Consider the following 16,745-nt stretch of genomic DNA (forward strand, 5'->3'; position numbering starts at 1 on the left):
CCCTGTTACTGACCGGTAACCACCGTGGTCGCCCTGTCGGGTCGGTCACAGGCCGCCCGGATGGCCAGGAACAGCCCGAACCCGAACGGGGACAGGACGATCGTGAGCACCAGCAGCGGGCCCATGAGCAGCGGGTGCAGCCCCAGGCGACGGCTCTCCCGGTACATCCACGCGCCGATCAGCAGGTCCCACGCGATCACCTGCGCCCAGATCGCCGAGGCGCCCCACGAAGTGGCCAGGAACTCCCGCAGCGCGTCCAGGTCCGGACTGCTCATCGTCGCCCAGAGCTGCGGCAGGTGCGCGGCGACGAGGATCCCGTAGACGACCAGCGGCGGCACCGCGATCAGCGGCGAGGAGGCGACCCTGGCGGTCACCGCCGACTTCGGGGCGAAGATCATCAGGCCCCAGAACGGCACGGTGAGCCAGAACGTGAGCTGGAACAGCAAGCCGGTCATGCCGACACCCTCTCGTGCCCGGTCGCGGGCGTGGTGGGCACGGCGGGCGTGGCGGGCGCGCGCAGGGTCCGCACGACCACCGCGGCGGTCCACGTCACCACGACCGCCGCGCCCAGCGCGGTGAGCAGGTCCGGGCGCAGCAGCGGCTGGCCGCGCAGCGCCTGCCACGTGACCAGGGCCACCAGGCCCGCGTAGCCGATCGCCAGGCCCCGGACGAGTCCGAGGTTCGCGCGCCGGCCGAAGAGGACCACGAGCAGCGGGAGGACCTGCAGGGCGTGCATGCCGACGAAGTGCGGGATGCGCAGGTCGCCGCCGGTGGCGGACCAGCCGGTCAGCGCGAGCTGCGGACCGCCGTCCGGCACGCCGACGCTGTGCGCCCCGACGATGCCCGCCCTGGGATCCTGGCCGGGTGCGGGTGACGTCATCAGGAAGCCGAGGCCGAGGCCGACCAGCGACAGCAGCAGCCCCAGCCGGACCGCGGCGCCCGCGACGGGGTCGGCGAACCGGGACAGGACCAGCGCGACGGCGATCACCGCGTGCATCACCCACAGGGTCACGATGGTGACGGCCATGGCCTGCCACAGCAGCGCGTCCAACGGGGTGGCGACGTTGAAGTGGCTCTGCCTGCCGCGGACGACCTGGCCGACGATGACGGCCACCTCGACCGTGCCGGTGAGCGCGATCACCGTCCCGGCCCACCGGCCGACCCGGCGCAGGCGGGTGGTCAGGGTGAGCATCCAGGCGAGCGTGACGCCGTACAGGGCGAGTGAGATGCCGAACTTGAGCGGCTTGAACCAGATCGGGGACCCGGCCAGAATCCGGTCGTCGAAGATCAGCCCGCCCAGTGAGACCAGGGTCACGGCGACCATCAGCAGGGAGAACAGCGCCAGCGGCGGGTGCCGGCGGAGGAAGCGGGTCATGGACGGCTCCTAGTTCGGATAGCAGTACTTTCTACTATCGGATAGCAAGAGTATCCATACTGGTGGCCGTCTTAGGAAGGGGCCGTGCCGATGCGCATCGCCGAGTTGGGCCGCCGCAGCGGCGTTCCCGTGCCGACGATCAAGTACTACCTGCGGGAAGGGCTGCTGCCGGCCGGGGAGCTGACCAGCCCGAACCAGGCCAGGTACTCCGAGGAGCACCTGCACCGGCTGCGGCTCGTGCGGGCCATGGTCGAGCTGGGCGGGCTGTCGATCGCGGCCGTGCGCGAGGTGCTCGGCGCGCTGGACGACCCGGAGAAGTCGCTGCACAAGGCGATGGGCACGATCTCGGCCGCGGTCGCGCCGCCGGACCTCGGCAGCGACGACGAGGTGGCGCACGCGCAGGCGCAGGCGTTCGTGGAGCGACAGGGGTGGGTGTGCCGTCCCTCGTCGTACGCCTACAAGGCGCTGGTGGGGGTGCTGGCGGCGGCGCGGGAGGTCGGGCACCCGCGGTTCGTGGAGCTGCTGGACGCGTACGCCGCCGCCGCGCGGCCGTTGGCCGAGGCCGACCTGGGCTACGCGTTGAGCGCCAAGTCGACGGACGAGGCGCTGGAGGGCGTCGTCGTGGGCACCGTGCTGGGCGACGCCGCGATGGCCGCCGTGTGCGCCCTGGCCCGCCGCGAGCTGTCCGGCCTTCGCCACGCCGAAGGACCACCCCGCTCGGGGCCGGACGACGCCGACCCCGAGCGTTGAACTCGGGTGTTCCGAACGTAGGACTCTCGCGTCCTGAGCGTTGGACTCTCGTGTTCTAGAGGTAGGACTCGCGGGTCAGGCGGGGGGTGGGGTCAGGGCGGTGGAGAGGGCGGTGGAGGTCAGGGTGATCTGCCAGTTGCGGGCGCCGCCGTCGCGCAGGGCGGCGGCCACGCCCTCCGGTGAGGTGTCGGCCGGCGGCTGCCAGCACGTGCGCCGCACGAGGTCGGGCAGCAGCAGGTTCTCCACCGGCAGGGTGTTCGCCTCGGCGACGGCCGCCAGAGCGGTCCGTGCGGCGGCCAGACGGGCCGCGGCGACCGGGTCCTTGTCCGCCCACCGGTTGGCCGGCGGCGGGCCGTCGTGCTGCTGTGAGGGCTCCGGCAGCTCGTTGCGCGGCAGAGCGGCGGCGCGTTGCAACGCGCCCAACCACACGCCGACCATGCGCCGTTGCGCCCGTCCCCGGAACACCGGCAACGCGAGCAGCGCGGCCTCGTCGGCGGGGTTCTTCACGGCGGCGTCGACCAGCGCGGCGTCCGGCAGCACCCGACCCGGCGCGATGTCGCGCTCACGGGCCAGCGCGTCACGCGCCTCCCACAGCGCCCGCACCGCGGCCAGCTGCCGGGGACTGCGGATCCGGTGGATGCCCGACGTGCGTCGCCACGGTTCGGCGCGCGGACGCGGCAGGGGTGCCGTGCGGGCCGCCTCGAACTCCTCGAGCGCCCACTCCAGCTTCCCCTGCCGCTTGAGCTCCTGTTCGAGCACGTCACGCAGCTCGACCAGCAGTTCGACGTCGAGGGCGGCGTAGTTCAGCCAATCGGCGGGAAGGGGGCGGCGTGACCAGTCGGCCGCGCCGTGCCCCTTCTCCAACCGGTAGCCCAACAACCGCTCGACGAGCGTGCCCAGCGCCACCCGTTCGAAGCCGGCCAGCCTGCCCGCCAGCTCGGTGTCGAACAACACGCTCGGACGCAGGTCGAGTTCGGCGAGGCACGGCAGGTCTTGCGACGCCGCGTGCAACACCCACTCGGTCCCGTCCAGCGCCTCGACCAGCGGATCGAGCCGACCGCCGAGGGCGATCGGGTCGACCAGCACGGTCCCGGCGCCTTCCCGGCGCAGTTGCACCAGGTAAGCGCGTTGCGAGTAGCGGTATCCCGAGGCTCGCTCGGTGTCCACCGCAACCGGACCCGTCGCTCCGGCGAGCGCATCAGCGGCACGCCGGAGCGACGGTGCGTCGGCGACGACAGGTGGAACGCCGTCAGCGGGTTCCACCAGCGGCACCGGATCAGCACCGGTTGGTTCGGTTGGCTCGTCGGAGGGTACGTCCACGGCGGAAGACCCTACGACGAACGCACCACTCGCGGGTGTGTTCGGCCGGTTCAGTGTGCCGACCTGCTCAGCGGATCACGCCGGCACGCATGGCCAGCGCCACCATCTGAGCCCGATCACCTGTGCCCAGCTTGCGCCCGATCCGCGATAGGTGAGACTTCACCGTCAGCGCGGAAAGGCTGAGCGCTTCGCCGATCTCCTTGTTGCTCTGGCCATCGGCGACCAGCTGCAGGACCTCGACCTCACGTGCGGAAAGCTCCCGCGGCGTGTTGTCGGTGCCCGGCACCCTCGTGCCCGCGGCGAGCACGGGCGCGACGCTCGGGTCTGCGTAGACGCCGCCGTCGAGGACCCTGCGCACCCCGTCGGTGACCACCATCGGCGAGGCGGACTTCAGCAGGTACGCCTGAGCGCCTGCCTGGAAGGCCGACCTGACCGCGTAGGGGTCGTCGGAGGACGCGAGGACCACGATGCGGGGCCAGCCCTGGGCACGGAGTTCCGTGACCAGGTCGATGCCGGTGCCATCCGGCAGACCCAGATCGAGGATCGCGAGGTCGCACGGTCCGGTAGCGAGTGCCCGCGCCCGAGCCTCCGCGACCGAAGCCGCCTCATGCACTGTCCCGGCTCCCATCTGGGTGAGCCGAGCCGATATCGCCTCCCTCAGCAGTGGGTGGTCGTCGACCACCAGCACTGAAAAAAGCTCCTCCCGCGGGTGCGGGACCATGTTCGCCGGCAACGTGCCGGCTGGCGTGGTACGAACGGCCTGACCTAAGCCGACGGCAGCCACGTCACTACCTCCCTGGAGTCGGTCGTGCCCCCCGACCGGCACCGGGACTTTCGGCCAATCAGCCGCGCCACTGATCGACCGAAAGTGGTGTCGTCTGGGGCAGCGTAGCCGCCCAAGCGGGTCTACGGGACGATCAATCGGGTATCTATCCCGAATGAGTTGTCACTGTTGGCCCCCGCTGTCACACGATCGGCTGACAACTCGATCGGGCACGTAACGCGAGCGGTTCTCACGACGACATCAAGGAGTTGCGGGTGGCGAGCACCACAGGTCGAGCCCGGGCCGAGGAACTGCTGGCCCGGGTGCCCCTCGTCGACGGGCACAACGACCTGCCGTGGGCGCTGCGCGATCTCGCCGCCTCGGGGCAATTCGGTGAAAAGTCAACAGCCGGTGATCCGGTTTCGCCCGTCTCGGCGGTCGACCTGGCGGTCCGGCAGCCCGCCCTCCAGACCGACCTGGCGCGGGCGCGCGACGGCCGGTTGGGCATGCAGTTCTGGTCCGTCTGGGTGCCCTGCCGGCTGGCGGGCGACGCAGCCGTCACCGCCGTGCTGGAGCAGGTCGACCTGGTGCACGACCTCGCCGCGCGCTACCCCGACCACCTGCGCATCGCGACCACCGCCGACGAGGCTGAACGGGCCTTCCAGGACGGGCGGATAGCCTCCCTGATCGGCGCGGAGGGCGGACACAGCATCAACGGGTCGTTGGGCGTGTTGCGCGCGCTGCGGCGGCTCGGCGTGCGCTACATGACGCTCACCCACAACGAGAACACGCCGTGGGCGGACTCGGCGACGGACGAGCCCGTGCACGGCGGGCTGACCGACTTCGGGCGTGACGTGGTGCGGGAGATGAACCGCATCGGGATGCTGGTCGACCTGTCGCACGTCGCGCCGTCCACCATGCGGGACGCCCTGGAGGTCTCCACGCGGCCGGTGCTCTTCAGCCACTCGTCGTGCCGTGCGGTCGCCGACCACCCCCGCAACGTGCCGGACGACGTGCTGGCGCGGCTCAGGGACAACGACGGCGTGTGCATGGTGACGTTCGTGCCGCAGTTCCTGTCGCAGGCCCACGTCGACTGGGACGCCCGGCTCAGGGAGGCCATGGGAGCGGCGGGGGAGAACCACAACGACCTCGACGCCCGCAACCGGTTCGCGGACACGTGGCCGGATGCCGGTCCGACACCCCGCGTCACCGTGGACGACGTCCTCGCCCACCTGGATCACGCCCGGGAGGTGGCCGGCATCGACCACATCGGCCTGGGCGGCGACTACGACGGGACGCGGGCCCTGCCGGAGGGCATGGAGGACGTCTCCCGCTACCCGGACCTGATCGGCGCCCTGCTGGACCGGGGCTGGAGCGAGGACGACTGCGCCAAGCTCGCCGGCCTAAACGCCCTGCGCGTGCTCCGCGCCAACGACTGAGCGCCGCTCCGACGGCCCCACGATGCCGGCTGCACGACGACCGCTGCACGACGACGGCTCCGTCCGCGCGACGGCTCGGCAAGGACTCGCTGGTCAGCGCAGGGTCGACACGCCCACCGGCGGCAGGCCCACGGCGGTGGCCATGACGTCGAAGAACGCGGTGCCGTGGGCGGCCAGGTCGGCGGTCCGGGCGGTCCAGGAGGCGCGCAGTTCCAGGTCGTCCGTGCGAGCCGGGCCGGCGATGTCGCCGAACCTCGCCGACGACGTCTGCGTGACGGTCCCGCCCAGCGCCAGGAACTCCGCCCCGGCCACCTCCAGCGCCTCCACCAGCCACGACCAGCCCACCTCGGGCAGCAGGGGGTCGGCGGCCAGTTCTGCGTCCAGCTCCACCCGCACGTAGGCGACCAGCCGGAACACACCCGACCACGCCTCGACCCCGCCCGGGTCGTGCAGCAGCACCAGCCGTCCCGTGGACAGCTCGTCGGCGGGCCCGGTCACCTCCGCGGTCAACGCGAAGGACCAAGGCGCCAGCCGTTGCGGCGGGCGCACCTCGGTCAACTCCAGTTCAGGTCGGGTTCGCACCGACCGGAGCGTCCCCACCGCCCGCTGGAACAGTTCGGGCTCCGTCACACCACGGACTGTAGGCCCCTAAACCTCGGAACGTGAGCGCGGCACGCCGCGCCTGGAGACGCCGCCCGAAGACGTCCCCGGCCCAGCCCGTGGGACGATGGAGGACGAGATGAACGACATCACCGAAGCCCCGTTGCTCGTCGCCGCGCGCGGCGGCAGGCCGTCACGCACCCCGGTCTGGTTCATGCGCCAGGCGGGCCGCTCCCTGCCGGAGTACCGCAAGCTGCGCGAAGGCACCGCGATGCTGGACGCCTGCATGGACCCGGAGATGGTCTGCGAGATCACCCTCCAGCCGGTCCGCCGCCACGACGTGGACGGCGCGATCCTGTTCTCCGACATCGTCGTGCCGCTCAAGGCCGCCGGCGTGGACCTGGACATCGTTCCGGGCACCGGCCCGGTGGTGGCCAAGCCGATCTCGACGGAGTCCGACGTCAAGGCCATCCCCGAGCTGCACGAGGAGCAGGTGCGCCCGGTGGTCGACGCGATCGGGCTGCTCAACGCCGAGCTCGGGGACGTGCCGCTGATCGGCTTCGCCGGCGCGCCGTTCACCCTGGCCTCGTACCTGGTCGAGGGCGGCCCGAGCAAGCACCACGAGCGCACCAAGGCCCTCATGCACGGCGACCCGCACCTGTGGCACGCGCTGCTGGCCCGGCTGGCGGACATCACCGCAGAGTTCCTGCGGGTGCAGGTGCGCGCGGGCGTGAAGGCGGTCCAGCTGTTCGACTCGTGGGCGGGCGCGCTGTCCGAGCGCGACTACCGGGAGTTCGTGCTCCCGCACTCGACCAGGGTGCTCCAGAGCGTCAGCGGCGTGCCGCGCATCCACTTCGGCGTCGGCACGGGCGAGCTGCTGCCCGCGATGCGCGAGGCGGGCGCGGACGTGGTCGGCGTCGACTGGCGCACGCCGCTGGACGTCGCGGTCGAGCGGCTGGAGCGGGCCGCGCCCGACCTGCCGAAGCCGGTGGTCCAGGGCAACCTCGACCCGGCCCTGCTGTTCGCGGGCCTGCCCGCGCTGGAACGGGAGGTCGAGCGGATCAAGCGCGAGGGCCGCGCCGCCGCCGGGCACATCTTCAACCTCGGTCACGGCGTGCTGCCCGACACCGACCCGGACGTGATCACCCGGGCCGTCGAGCTGGTGCACCGGTCCGCATGAGCGCGCCGCGAGTGGCGGTGGTCGGGGGTGGGATCTCCGGCCTCGCCGCCGCGCACCGGCTGCGCCTGCTGCTCGGTCCGCGCGCCGAGATCACCGTGATCGAGCAGGCCGAGCGGCTGGGCGGCAAGCTGCGCACCGCCGAGGTCGGCGGGCGTGCCTACGACGTGGGCGCGGAGGCGTTCCTGCACCGCCGCCCCGAGGCCACCGGGCTGATCGCCGAGCTGGGCCTGGCCGACGGCCTGGTCCACCCCACGGACGCGCGGGCGAGCGTCCACGCCGGCGGCGACACCCGGCCCATCCCCGGGCACACCCTGATGGGTGTCCCCGCGTCGGTCGACGCCGTGCGCCAGGTGCTGTCGCACGAGGGCCTGCGCCGGGTCGCCGCCGAACCCGACCTGCCGCCGATCCGGCTGGACGGCGCCGACGTGTCCGTGGGCGCGCTGCTGCGCGAGCGGTTCGGGCCCGAGGTGGGGGAACGCCTGGTCGGGCCGCTGCTCGGCGGTGTCTACGCGGGCCGCGCCGACGCGCTCGGACTGCGCGCGACCATGCCGCAGCTGGCCCGCGCGCTCGACTCGGGCGTCGGTTCGCTGCTGGCCGCCGCCGCGACCGCGGTTCCCCCGCCACCCCCGCCGGGGGTCGCCCGACCGCCGGTCTTCGGCACGCTGCGCGACGGCCTGTCGACGGTGGTCGACCGGCTGGCGGAGTCGGCCGAGATCCGGCTCGGCCTGCCGGTGCGCGCGCTGGTCCGCCGCGAGCACGGCTGGCGGCTGGAGATCGGCTCCGCCGCCGCGCCGGCGCACCTGGACGTGGACGGCGTGGTGCTCGCCGTGCCCGCGCCCGCCGCGCGCAAACTGCTCGCCGACGTCGCGCCCGCCGCGTCCCGCCGCTACGGCGAGGTCGAGCTGGCGTCGATGGCGGTGGTCGCGCTGGCCCTGCCGCCCGGCACGGCGCTGCCCGAGCGGTCCGGCGTGCTGCTGGCCGAGGACGAGCGGACAGCTGACGGCGTGCCGTTCACCGCGAAGGCGTTCACCTTCTCCAGCCGCAAGTGGGCGCACCTGGCCGGCGAGCCCGTGCTGGTGCGCGGCAGCGTCGGCAGGCACGGCGAGGCGCACCTGGTGCAGCGCGACGACGACGAGCTGGTCGCGGCCGTCCGGCACGACCTGCGCGCGCTGACCGGCGTCACGGCCCAGCCGATCGACGTCGCGGTCACCCGCTGGGGCGGCGGCCTGCCCCAGTACGGCGTCGGCCACCTGGACCTGGTCCAGGGCATCGAGGACGCGGTCCACGCCGTGCCCGGCCTGGCCGTGGCGGGCGCCACGCTGCACGGCGTCGGCATCCCCGCGTGCATCGCCACGGGTGACGCGGCGGCCGTCCGTGTCGCCACTCACGTGCTCAGCGGTGTTCACTGAGTGAGAGGATTGGGCCATGGCCCGCCTGAACTACAACGAACTCAACGACACCATCCGCTACACCATGTGGTCGGTCTTCCGGGTGGAGCCCGGTCGCCTGCCCGACGACCGCGGTCCGGCCGCGGCCGAGGCGCAGGAGTACCTGGACGGCTTGGAGTCCAAGGGCGTCGTGGTGCGCGGCGTGTACGACGTGGCGGGCCTGCGCGCGGACGCCGACTACCTGATCTGGTGGCACGCCGAGGAGATCGAGCAGGTCCAGCAGGCCTACTCCGGGTTCCGCCGCACCGCCGTCGGCCGCGTGTCCACCCCGGTGTGGAGCCAGGTCGCGCTGCACCGGCCCGCCGAGTTCAACCGCAGCCACATCCCGGCCTTCCTGGCGGGCGAGGAAGCGCGCAAGTACGTGTGCGTGTACCCGTTCGTGCGGTCCTACGAGTGGTACCTGCTGCCGGAGGAGGACCGCCGCCGCATGCTCGCCGACCACGGCAAGGAGGCGCGGGACTACCCGGACGTGCGGGCGAACACGGTCGCGTCGTTCGCGCTGGGCGACTACGAGTGGATGCTGGCGTTCGAGGCCGACGAGCTGCACCGCATCGTCGACCTCATGCGGCACCTGCGCGGCACGGAGGCGCGTCGCCACGTGCGCGAGGAGGTGCCGTTCTACACCGGCACCCGCGTGCCGGCCGCCGAGCTGGTCACGAACCTGCCGTAAGGGCGGCCGGTCGGCCCGGCGCATCGCCTGGCCGACCGGCGTGGCCCAGAAGTCCGGCTCCGCGCCGCTGCGCGATCCGTAGGCGATGTTCGCCGACGTCAGCGCCGGCAGCTCCTCGCCGGGGCGCAGCAGCGCGCGGGCGTCGTCGCCCCAGATCGTGAAGTCGTTGATCAGCGGCACGGCCAGTCTTCGCGGGTGGCGCAGCCGTAGACGTCCTTGCCCATGTTGAGCAGGCCGCCCGCCCGCGCGCCGCCCTCCGGTGGACGACGACCCGGACGAGGGCGGTTCGATCTTCCGCAAGGACACGTGGTGACTCGTCGTGCTCTCGCGGTCAAGGCAGTTGCCTCCCGAATCCGGCTGCGTGGAGTCCCTCGGGAAGGGGGGCACCCGCGTGCGCGGATGCCCCCTTCCGCCTAACCGATCTTGTACGCGCGGATCACGGTCTGCTCGAACGTGTTGCCCGAGCTGTCCGTGCCCTTGACGCGCAGCGACGCGTACCCGGCGGTGGCGGGGTTGCGCACGAAGGCGGTGCGCCCGACCACGGCCGCCGACGACCACGACTTGCCGTCGTCGAAGGACACCTCGACCCCGACCCGGCCGACCCGGCCGTTGGCCGCGCCCTGCTGCTGCTCGACCACGAGCGGCACCCGCAGCACCCGGCCGGCGGGCGCGACGCCGTTCGCGTCGAGCGCGGGGGTGAACCGGACCACGGTCAACGGCAGCGGCGTGGCCAGGTCGCCCGGCGCGGTGTCCGAGCGGAACGTCCACGCGCCGCTGACCGCCGCGGTGAACTCCGAGACGCCCGGCGTGCGCACGGCCTCCGTTTCGAGGCGGAAGCCGGCCGTGCCCGGCGGCACGGCGAACCGGCCACTGGCCGGCTGGTCCGTCTCACCGACCACGATCCCGTCGCGCAGCAACGTGGTCCGGGCCGACGAGGTCAGCGACCGGCCGAGGTTGCCGTCCCGGTCGCCGAACAGGGGCAGCGAGAAGTCGACCACGTCGCCCGTCCTGGCCAGGTACGGGAACCGGACGGCGGGCACGGCCGGTCCGAACACCGGGTGGTTGAACCGCTCCCGGTGCGTGCGTCCCGGCTGGTAGGCGCGCAGCGTCGAGTCGAGCTGGGCCTCGATCCCGCCCTCGCCGAACTGCGTGAGCAACCACCCCCACTCGACGCCCGACGGTGTGCCGACGTAGTCGATGGACTTGCCCGACGACGTCACCGCGGCGTCGAGGCTGAAACCGCCCAACGCGGCGTGCAGCACCGGGAAGCCGGCGTAGCCGTACTGCTTGCCCGCCGGTCCGGGGCCGAAGTCCGACCGCACCTCGGCCAGTTGCCGCTTGGTCGGCGCGCGGACGAGGCCGGTGGGCACCTTGCCGTGCTCGGTCCACGCGAGCCGGTAGGTCACCGGCGTCGTGCCGACCGGTGTGCCGGTGGCCTGCGTGCTCAGCATCACGGTCAGGTCGGCGGCGGGCAGCTCGGGGCCGAGGTGCCCGATCGACATGGTGCCGTCGAAGCCGCCCGCGACCCCCGTGCCGATGGCCGTGAGCAGCCGGCCGGCCCTGCTGCGGGTGATCAGCAGGTCGCCGAACGGCGGTTCCGCGTTCGGCTCGGGGAACGTGACGGAGATCGGTTTCGCCTTGCGGGCGTCCACGGTGACCGAGGTGGCGCCGCGGCCGACGCGCAGGCTCGGCATCGGCAGCACGGCTTTCTTCGTGCCGTCGGTCAGCACCTCGGTCACGACCAGGTACTCGCCGACGGGCAGCCGCGCGGAGGCCTTGCCGCCGGAGCCGCTCGGGAACAGGGACAGGTCGTTGTCCAGGCCGATCACCAGCGCGAAGTAGTCGACCGCGGTCCTGCCCTCCGCGTCGATGAAGTCGAACGTGACGTCGTAGCTCTCGGCCTCCCGGTGCACGGCGACCGGCACGCGCAGCTGGACGACGCCGCCGCCGGTGGCGACGACCGTGCCGCTGTACGCGCCGTCCGCGGTCGCCGCCTTGGTGTCGGCGGTGGCGGTGACCTCGGTCTCGCCACCCGCGGGCACGGTGACCGTGGCGGGGCTGACGGTGAACACGCCGGACGGCACGGGCGCGCCGCCGGGACCCTTGGCGTCGACCGTGAGGTCGAGCGTGACCGGCTGCGTGCCGGTGTTGCGGACGGCGAACACCTTGCTGGTCGCGACGTCGTCCTCGTGCGGCCACTGGTGGATGCCGAGCGCGAGCGACGGCGGGTCGGCGGTCACCGTGGTGGTGATGGCCTTGGTGAGGTCGACGCGGCCGGTGCCCTGGTCGAAGGCGGTGAGGGCGGGGTTGTTCTTGGCGGAGGCCATGAGTGCGGCCTTGATCTGCGCGCCCGTCCAGTCGGGGTGCTGCTGCGCGATCAACGCCGCCGCGCCCGCGACGTGCGGGGTGGCCATCGAGGTGCCGGACACGGCGACGTGGGCGTCGCCGACCGGGGTGCCGATCTGGCCGGTGCTGGACCTGGCCGCGACGATGTCCACGCCCGGCGCGGTGATGTCCGGCCTGGGCGCGCCGTCGCCGACGCGGGGTCCCCGGCTGGAGAAGTCCGCGATGCCGTCGTCCCGCTCGACCGCGCCGACGGCGAGGGCCGCGTCCGCGCTGGCCGGCGAGCTGAGGGTGCCGGGAGCGCCGGAGTTGCCCGCCGCGACCACGAACAGCGTGCCGGTCTGCGCCGTGAGCGTCTCGATCGCCTGCTCCAGCGGGTCGACGTCCGGCGTGTCCCTGCCGCCGAGGCTCATGTTGATCACGTCCGCGCCCTGCTCGGCGGCCCACCGCATGCCGTCGACGATCCAGGACTCGGCGCAGTTCAGCGAGCACACCTTGCCGTCGAGGATCTGCGCCTCCGGCGCGACGCCCCGGTACCGCCCGCCGGCGCTGGCGACCGTGGCGGCGACGTGCGTGCCGTGGCCGACCAGGTCGCTGTTGTCGGGGTCCTCGGTGAAGTTGTGCTCCAAGACCTCGCGGCCGGCCAGGTCGGGGTGCGCCTGGTCCACGCCGCTGTCGAGCACGGCGACCTTCACGCCCTTGCCGGTGTACCCGGCCTGCCAGGCGGTGGGCGCGCCGATCTGCGCGACGGAGCGGTCGAGGCTGGGCTTGCGGATGCCGTCGAGCCAGACCTTCCGCACGCCCGGGTCGTGCACCAGGCCCTGGAACACCGCCGCGGTGTCCGCCTTCGAGGTGCGCGCGGCCACCGAACCGATGGTGGGCAGCGCGCGGGTGACCTGGACGCCACCGGTGCGCGGCTGGTCGCCGGTGATGATCAGCGGCACGGTGTCGCGGCTCGCGTCGTCGTAACCCGCCTCCACCAGCCCGGTGACGTCGAACAGGCGCAGGTCCAGCTTGCCGTCGGCGAGCGGCCGGGCGACGTCGCGCGGGATGACGTGCAGCCGGCCGTCGCGCAGGAACCGGTGGAACGTGATCCGGTCGCGGTCCGGGCCCGGTGTGACCGACAGGAGCGAGTCACCGGCGACGACGACCCGGTCGCCGGTGACCAGGGTGACGGTGTGCCGCTCGCCGCCGATGCGGCCCGGCGCCGGCGGTGGTGCGGGTGACGCGACGGCCGTCGCGGCGCCGGCGGCCAGTCCGACCGCCAGCACCGCGGCCCCCCAAGCGACACCGCGCCTTCGTGATCTGGAGTTCAACGCAGATACCTCCCGAACCTGGTTGAGCGCGTCGCGGAAACGCGCCTGCGGGAGGCGAAGCGAAATGCGGGTGAACCGAACCGACGTCGCCCCCCAGCACTTCGACGCTATCCAGTCGGGGGAGCGGATTCAGCGGCCCAACGTGGTGCGTGGAGGGGGCCGGGTAGCCCAACGGGCCTTGCTCGCCGGGGGGCGCCCGCGGTGCGGACGCCCCTCCCGACCCGATCAGGCGATCTTGTACGCCCGGATCACCGTGTGCTCCAAGGCGTTGCCGGCGCTGTCGGTCGCCTTCACCCGGATCGAGCCGTAACCGGCCGCGTCCGGGTTCGCGATGGTGGCGACACCGCCCGACACCGGCGCCGCGGTCCACGTCGCGCCGTCGTCGAACGACACCTCGACGTCGATCCGGTCGACCCGGCCGTTGACCGCGCCCTCCTGCTGCTGCACGGTCAGCGGCACGCGCAGGGACCGGCCCTTCGGCGTCGCGCCGCCCGCGTCCAGCTCCGGCGTGAACCGCACCACCGACAGCGGCAGCGGCACGTACCGGTCATCGGCCGCGGTGTCCGAGCGGAACGTCCACGCGGCGCTCACCTTCGCGGCGAACTCGGACGTGCCGGTCGCCCGCACCGCGTCGGTCTCCACCCGGTAGGACGCCGCGCCCGGGGGCACCGCGAACAGCCCGTTCGCCGCGTACGGCGTCTCGCCGACCTTGGCGCCGTCGCGCAGCAGCGTGGTCCGGGCCGACGACACCGCCGCGGTGCCGCCGTTGCCCGACCGGTCGGTGAACAGCGGCACCGCGAAGCTGATCTCGTCGCCGCTGCGCGCCAGGTACGGCGACCGCGACTCGGGCAGCGCGGGGGAGAACACCGGGTCGTTGAACCGCTCGTCGTGCGTGCCGCCCCGCCGGTAGGTGCGCTCCGGCGAGGTCAGCGTCGCCTCGACCGCACCGTCCGCGCCGAACTGCAGGAAGCCCCACGACCACGCCAGGTCCGTGGTGACCCGGTCGATCGCCTCGCCGGGCGAGGCCACGTCCGGCAGCCACGACCAGCCGCCGACACCGCCCGGGGTGATCGGGTTGCCGCCGTGCCCGAACTCGCGGCCCGCCGGTCCGGGACCGAACGTCGTCCGCACCTCGGCCAGCTCGGTCGCGGCCACGTCCTTGACGAACCCGACCGGCACCCTGCCCTGCTGCGCCCAGGCGAACCGGTAGGTCACCGGCCGGTCGCCGTCCGGCGTGCCGCGGAACTGCGCGCCCAGCAACGCGGTCAGGCCGGCCGCCGCCAGTTCCGGTCCGACGTGCGCGATGGACACGTCCGGGCCGAACCCGCCGAGGAACGCCGTGCTCACGCTGGCCTGCCGGTCGCCATGGGTGCGCACCATCGTGACGTCGCCCAACGCCTCCTGGGCGCCCGCGTCCGGCGCGGTGATCCTCAACGGCTCGGCCGTGCGCGCGTCGAGCGTGACCGTCGTGTCGGCGGTGACGCTCAGCCCCGGCCGGGGCAGCAGCGCCAGCCGCGTGTCGTCGGTCTGCACGTCGGAGTTGGTGAAGTACTCGCCCTTCGGCAGCCGCAGCGTGAACGAGCCGTCCGCGTCGTAGGGGAAGGCGAACGTGCCGTTGCTCAGCCCGATGATCGACGTGTAGTAGTCGGCCGCCGCCGCGCCCGAGCCGTCCACGAAGTCGAACCGGACGTCGTAGCTCTCCACCTCGCGGTGCACGCTGAGCGCGGTGCGCAGCGGCGTCGGACCGCCGGTCGCGACCACCGAACCCACGTACAGGCCGTCCCGCGAGCCGAGCCGGGTGTCGGCGGTGACCGAGGCCGTCGCCTCACCGCCCGCCGGCACGGTCACCTTCGCCGGCGACACGCCGACCAGGCCCGCGGGCGTGGTGCCGCCATCGGGTCCCTTCACCTCGGTGGCCAGCGACAACGTGATCGGCGCGGCGCCGTCGTTGCGGTAGGTCACGGTCTTGGTGACCGGGGTGTCGTCGGTGTGCGGCCACTCCTGCAGGCCCAGGGCCAGGCTCGCGGGCTCGGCGGTGACCGAGGTCGTGATGGCCTTGGCCAGGTCGACCCGGCCCGCGCCCTGGTCGAACGCCGTGAGCGCCGGGTTGTTCTTCGCCGACGCCACCAGCGCCGCCTTGAGCTGCGCGCCCGTCCAGTCCGGGTGCTGCTGCGCGAGCACGGCCGCCGCGCCCGCGACGTGCGGCGTCGCCATCGACGTGCCCGACATGGACACGTACCCGTCGCCGGCCGGCGTGCCCACCGTGCCGCTGCTCGACTTCGCGGCCACGACGTCCACGCCCGGCGCGGTGATGTCGGGCTTGACCGCGCCGTCGCCGACGCGCGGCCCGCGGCTGGAGAACGGTGCGATGCCGTCCTGCCGGTCTACCGCGCCCACCGTCAGCGCGGCGTCGGCGCTGCCGGGCGAGCTGACCGTCTCGGGGCGGGAGTTGTTGCCCGCCGCGACCACGAACAGCACGCCGGTCCGCGCGGACAGCGTGTTGACGGCCTCTTCCAGCGGGTCCAGCTCGGCCGTGTCGCCGCCGCCGATGCTGATGTTCACGACGTCCGCGCCCTGCTCGGCCGCCCACTGCATCCCCGCCACGATCGCGGACTCCTGGCAGCCGGAGAGCACGCACACCTTGCCGTCCAGCAGGTCCGCGTCCGGCGCGACGCCCTTGTACTTCACGCCCGAGCTCGCGATCGTCGCGGCGACGTGCGTGCCGTGGCCGACGCCGTCGGTGTTGTCCGGGTCGTCGGTGAAGTTGCGCTCCGCCACCTCGTGACCCGCGAGGTCCGGGTGGTCCTGGTCGACGCCGGTGTCCAGCACGGCCACCTTCACGCCCTTGCCGGTGTGCCCGGCCCGCCAGGCGGCGGGCGCGCCGATCTGCGCGGTGGAGCGGTCCAGGCTCGGTTGGCGCACCCCGTCCAACCACACCTTGCGCACGCTCGCCCTCGACACGAGCGTGCGCCAGGTGTCCCCGGCCTCCGACTTGACCACCTGCGCGGCGTACGAGCCGACCGCGGGCAGCGGGTGGCCGACGCGCAGACCGGCCGTCGACGGCTCCTGCTCGCCGGTCACGATCAGCGGCACCGTGTCGCGCCCGCGGTCGTCGTAACCGGCTTCGACCAGACCGGTGACGTCGAACAGCCGCGGGTCCAGCCTGCCCTGCGAGACGGCTTTCGCCGCGTCGCGCGGCACGACGTGCAGGTGCCCGTCACGCCGGTAGCTGTAGAACACCGTGCGTTCCCGCCCCGGCGCGGCGACCAGGGCGCTGACCTCGTCGTCGAGGAGCACGACCTTGTCGCCGGTGATCAGGGTGACTTCGTGCTGCTCGCCGGCCGTGGGCCGGGCGTCCTCCGCGCCCGACACCCCCGGACCTCCCGCCGTGAGGCCGGCCGCGACGAGCACGGCTCCCCACACCAGTCCACGCGTGCGTTTGCTCTTCAACTGTCGAACCTCCCGGTGAGTGCCGCGCATGGCGGGTACGCGGCCGGAAGGGCTCGTCACCCGCGGTGGCGGCGGATGTACCGGGAGCTAC

General features: G+C 73.3%; 12 protein-coding genes. 5 read left to right on the forward strand and 7 right to left on the reverse strand.

Features of this window, described 5'->3' with window-relative positions; all coding sequences use genetic code 11:
- Positions 1-5: 5 nt before the first annotated feature.
- Together ACQPYE_RS09645 and ACQPYE_RS09650 are read right to left on the reverse strand one after the other, a co-directional pair.
- Positions 6-455, reverse strand: a complete 450-nt coding sequence (locus ACQPYE_RS09645) for an ABA4-like family protein (RefSeq protein WP_498720675.1) — start codon at positions 453-455, stop codon at positions 6-8.
- Positions 452-1,375: a hypothetical protein gene (locus ACQPYE_RS09650; RefSeq protein WP_498720676.1), complete on the reverse strand. Its 924-nt coding sequence runs from the start codon at positions 1,373-1,375 to the stop codon at positions 452-454. The genes ACQPYE_RS09645 and ACQPYE_RS09650 overlap by 4 nt, the downstream gene beginning before the upstream one ends.
- 90 nt (positions 1,376-1,465) lie before the next feature.
- On the opposite strand from ACQPYE_RS09650, the gene ACQPYE_RS09655 reads away from it, so the two are divergent.
- A complete protein-coding gene (locus ACQPYE_RS09655) occupies positions 1,466-2,125 on the forward strand; it encodes a MerR family transcriptional regulator (RefSeq protein WP_498722872.1) in 660 nt (219 codons plus the stop codon).
- A 75-nt stretch (positions 2,126-2,200) separates the two neighbouring features.
- On the opposite strand, the gene ACQPYE_RS09660 is transcribed toward ACQPYE_RS09655, so the two are convergent.
- A complete protein-coding gene (locus tag ACQPYE_RS09660; protein ID WP_498720677.1) occupies positions 2,201-3,445 on the reverse strand; it encodes an HRDC domain-containing protein in 1,245 nt (414 codons plus the stop codon).
- Between the two features lie 67 nt (positions 3,446-3,512).
- On the reverse strand, positions 3,513-4,229 hold the full coding sequence (locus tag ACQPYE_RS09665) for a response regulator (protein WP_053718177.1): 717 nt from the start codon (positions 4,227-4,229) through the stop codon (positions 3,513-3,515).
- A gap of 254 nt (positions 4,230-4,483) precedes the next feature.
- Here ACQPYE_RS09665 and ACQPYE_RS09670 point away from each other — a divergent pair, with 254 nt between their 5' ends.
- Positions 4,484-5,647, forward strand: a complete 1,164-nt coding sequence (locus ACQPYE_RS09670; protein ID WP_498720679.1) for a dipeptidase — start codon at positions 4,484-4,486, stop codon at positions 5,645-5,647.
- A 93-nt stretch (positions 5,648-5,740) separates the two neighbouring features.
- On the opposite strand, the gene ACQPYE_RS09675 is transcribed toward ACQPYE_RS09670, so the two are convergent.
- Complete coding sequence (locus tag ACQPYE_RS09675; RefSeq protein WP_498720680.1) at positions 5,741-6,277, reverse strand: DUF3000 domain-containing protein; 537 nt, start codon at positions 6,275-6,277, stop codon at positions 5,741-5,743.
- Between the two features lie 97 nt (positions 6,278-6,374).
- On the opposite strand from ACQPYE_RS09675, the gene hemE reads away from it, so the two are divergent.
- The 3 genes from hemE to hemQ are packed head-to-tail and all read left to right on the forward strand — an operon-like array spanning position 6,375 to position 9,545.
- Positions 6,375-7,427, forward strand: coding sequence for a uroporphyrinogen decarboxylase (gene hemE, locus ACQPYE_RS09680; protein WP_498720681.1), 1,053 nt, complete (start codon positions 6,375-6,377; stop codon positions 7,425-7,427).
- Positions 7,424-8,836 (forward strand): protoporphyrinogen oxidase, encoded by a 1,413-nt coding sequence (hemG, locus tag ACQPYE_RS09685; protein WP_498720682.1) that lies wholly within the window; start codon positions 7,424-7,426, stop codon positions 8,834-8,836. Before hemE ends, hemG begins: the two co-directional genes overlap by 4 nt.
- 16 nt (positions 8,837-8,852) lie before the next feature.
- The gene (gene hemQ / locus ACQPYE_RS09690; protein WP_498720683.1) at positions 8,853-9,545 is read left to right on the forward strand and encodes a hydrogen peroxide-dependent heme synthase; all 693 of its coding nucleotides are present in this window, start codon (positions 8,853-8,855) and stop codon (positions 9,543-9,545) included.
- A 413-nt stretch (positions 9,546-9,958) separates the two neighbouring features.
- Here the strand turns inward: hemQ and ACQPYE_RS09695 are convergent, their stop codons facing one another.
- Both ACQPYE_RS09695 and ACQPYE_RS09700 read right to left on the reverse strand, forming a co-directional pair.
- Positions 9,959-13,159: a S8 family serine peptidase gene (locus ACQPYE_RS09695; RefSeq protein ID WP_498720684.1), complete on the reverse strand. Its 3,201-nt coding sequence runs from the start codon at positions 13,157-13,159 to the stop codon at positions 9,959-9,961.
- Positions 13,160-13,429: 270 nt separating this feature from the next.
- Positions 13,430-16,654, reverse strand: coding sequence for a S8 family serine peptidase (locus ACQPYE_RS09700; protein ID WP_498720686.1), 3,225 nt, complete (start codon positions 16,652-16,654; stop codon positions 13,430-13,432).
- Positions 16,655-16,745: the final 91 nt, after the last annotated feature.

It is taken from the genome of Actinosynnema sp. CA-299493 (assembly GCF_050946825.1).
Classification (GTDB): Bacteria; Actinomycetota; Actinomycetes; order Mycobacteriales; family Pseudonocardiaceae; genus Actinosynnema.

Bases quoted from the DNA above. Each gene is read 5' to 3' on its own strand.
- ACQPYE_RS09645 (WP_498720675.1), bottom strand. From the start codon at position 455: ATGACCGGCTTGCTGTTCCAGCTCACGTTCTGGCTCACCGTGCCGTTC.
- ACQPYE_RS09650 (WP_498720676.1), bottom strand. From the start codon at position 1,375: ATGACCCGCTTCCTCCGCCGGCACCCGCCGCTGGCGCTGTTCTCCCTG.
- ACQPYE_RS09655 (WP_498722872.1), top strand. From the start codon at position 1,466: ATGCGCATCGCCGAGTTGGGCCGCCGCAGCGGCGTTCCCGTGCCGACG.
- hemE (WP_498720681.1), top strand. From the start codon at position 6,375: ATGGAGGACGAGATGAACGACATCACCGAAGCCCCGTTGCTCGTCGCC.
- hemG (WP_498720682.1), top strand. From the start codon at position 7,424: ATGAGCGCGCCGCGAGTGGCGGTGGTCGGGGGTGGGATCTCCGGCCTC.
- hemQ (WP_498720683.1), top strand. From the start codon at position 8,853: ATGGCCCGCCTGAACTACAACGAACTCAACGACACCATCCGCTACACC.